The sequence below is a fragment of the Arenibacter latericius DSM 15913 genome, from assembly GCF_000424985.1.
Classification (GTDB): domain Bacteria; phylum Bacteroidota; class Bacteroidia; order Flavobacteriales; family Flavobacteriaceae; genus Arenibacter; species Arenibacter latericius.
The window spans coordinates 1-1,778 of sequence record NZ_AUKX01000096.1 but is presented as its reverse complement, the minus strand read 5'-3'; the positions used below and the strand labels follow the sequence as shown (position 1 = coordinate 1,778).

General features: G+C 38.4%; 1 protein-coding gene. It reads left to right on the top strand.

The window, feature by feature from the left end:
- The first annotated feature begins 363 nt into the window (after positions 1 to 363).
- The gene (locus H344_RS0116725) at positions 364 to 1,677 is read left to right on the top strand and encodes a capsule assembly Wzi family protein (RefSeq protein WP_026811318.1); all 1,314 of its coding nucleotides are present in this window, start codon (positions 364 to 366) and stop codon (positions 1,675 to 1,677) included.
- Positions 1,678 to 1,778: the final 101 nt, after the last annotated feature.

Sequence of the window (1,778 nt, the reverse complement as noted above, 5' to 3'; positions counted from 1 at the left end):
AACGCTGTTAGGAATAAATTACTGCATATTGCTATGGCGCTTATTAAGAATAAAACTTATTATAAAAATCGTTTGGAATTGTCATAGAAATCGAACTGACGGTCCATATTCTTTATAAAATTTTCAAAATAACGACTGAATCACCTATATTTAAATCAGCCCAATGGATACATTGTTACATTAGACAATTGCTACAATATTTCAACTCTCACTTCCAAATTAACCAATTTCCAAATCTACAAATCAGCCTAACTGTTACATTAATTCAAACCTCAATTTTTCATCCAAAAATCCGTTCAAATACCAAAAAGTTCTATAACTTGCGCCACTTTAATTAATATTAATCACCCCAACCCCCATATCATGATTAAGAGAATTAGTTTTTTTCTTTTAGGTACCCTACTACCATTAGCTATCCAAGCACAAAATCATTTTATTACCGATGTTGGCGTTAGAGCACTGCTTTCTGAGAAGGATAATACATTCTGGACCCATAGCAACACCAATGGATTAATAGCTCCAAATACCAGCTTTCTAGGCACTGTAAATACCGAGTTCTCCAAATACTCTGGTGAATACGGGAGATTGGTTATAGGAGCTAGTGGTTTTTATGCCGTTAATCGTGATGAATCTAACGCATTGGAGCTGAACGAATATTATGGTATGTACGAACTCCACCAATTTAAAGTTACCCTAGGAGCAAAACAACGCCCAGAAAAACTGATGGGGCTCTCTGGCGTGGGAGGCGATATACTGTGGAGTAATAATGCTAGAGCCATTCCTGGAATTGAATTCGCCACCTTTGAACCCTTTAAAATATTCGACTTTTTAAGTATAGAAGGCGCTTTAGGGCACTACTTTTTAAATGACGACCGCCATATGGACAAGGCACGTCTCCATTACAAACAACTAACCTTTAATTTTAAAACCTACGAAAGATCGTTTTTATCTCTTGGTTTACACCATTACGCACAGTGGGGAGGTGAGTCGCAACCAAATAGTGTAGGAGATTATATTAAGGTAGCCCTAGGAGACACAGGAAGCACAAAGGCTAATCAGCTTGGCTCTTACCATATAGATTATAACTATGAGTTTAGAAATAGAGATAAACTGCATGTTTACTATCAATCTATTTTTGATGTAAACGCGGGAATTAAATTAGATAATTTCCCCGACGGCGTATGGGGCGCCTTTTGGTCCACCCCAGAAGACACTTTTATAAAAGGATTTCTTTACGAATACCAGCATACCATCAATAGTCAAAATTATTTTAACCATGATACCTACCAATCTGGTTATACCTACTTTGGTGAAGTTATAGGTACTCCTTTTATCACCCCAAACCGGAATCCAAATGCCGACCCTGATAGCCCAGCAATTATAAACAATACGTACCGAGCACACCACGTAGGTGTTACCGGACGTATATTCAATTTGGACTATAGAGGAAAAGCTAGCTACGTAGTAAATAAAGGGCTTCCCGATAATTCCTATGACCCTTCACACAACAACCTATATGTGTATGGGGAATTAATCTATACCCCCTCTGAAAGAAGTAGCTTTTTATTCAGCCTTGGGGGTGACTTAAGAGATTCCGAAAGAAACCGACTCACAGCAAGCCTTGGCTACCGCTACCGTTTTGGACGACTATCTCGTTATATTTATAGGAGAAATTAGTTGGGTAGTATTGAGTCCCTCCCTCGGGCAGGCCCGAGAACACGAACTTTAGCTAACTTAAGTTTAGTTATCTTTATGGAAATCAGGGAAGCAAGTATCCT

Bases quoted from the DNA above. Each gene is read 5' to 3' on its own strand.
- H344_RS0116725 (WP_026811318.1), top strand. From the start codon at position 364: ATGATTAAGAGAATTAGTTTTTTTCTTTTAGGTACCCTACTACCATTA.